Annotated in this window: 1 protein-coding gene; it reads left to right on the top strand. The window is 70.0% G+C overall.

Annotated features, from left to right (window positions below; all coding sequences use genetic code 11):
* A partial coding sequence (locus tag GO615_RS30040; RefSeq protein ID WP_169133102.1) for a zinc-binding dehydrogenase occupies positions 1-417 on the top strand: 417 nt, incomplete at both ends.

Here is a 417-nt window from a genome sequence, read left to right as displayed (position 1 = left end):
ACGCGACGCAGAAGATGACGCTGGCCGAGGACGGCACGGAGCTGACGCCCGCTCTCGGGATCGGCGCGTTCATCGACAAGACTCTCGTCGCCGCCGGCCAGTGCACGAAGGTCGAGGAGTCCGACGCAGCCGCGGTCGGCCTGCTCGGCTGTGGCGTCATGGCCGGGTTCGGTGCGGCCGCCAACACCGGCCAGGTCGAACGCGGTGAGTCCGTCGCCGTCATCGGCTGCGGTGGGGTGGGGTGCGCGGCCATCGCCGGTGCCGAGATCGCCGGTGCGGCGCGCATCATCGCCGTCGACATCGACGACGCGAAGCTCGAGACGGCGAAGAAGTTCGGCGCGACCCACACGATCAACTCGAAGAACGTCGACGCCGTCGAGAAGATCCGCGAACTCACCGGCGGGTTCGGCGCCGACG

This window comes from Aromatoleum evansii (assembly GCF_012910805.1).
Classification (GTDB): domain Bacteria; phylum Pseudomonadota; class Gammaproteobacteria; order Burkholderiales; family Rhodocyclaceae; genus Aromatoleum; species Aromatoleum evansii.
Note: the sequence above shows the minus strand (reverse complement) of the source record. Positions and strands in the feature narration are given on the sequence as shown.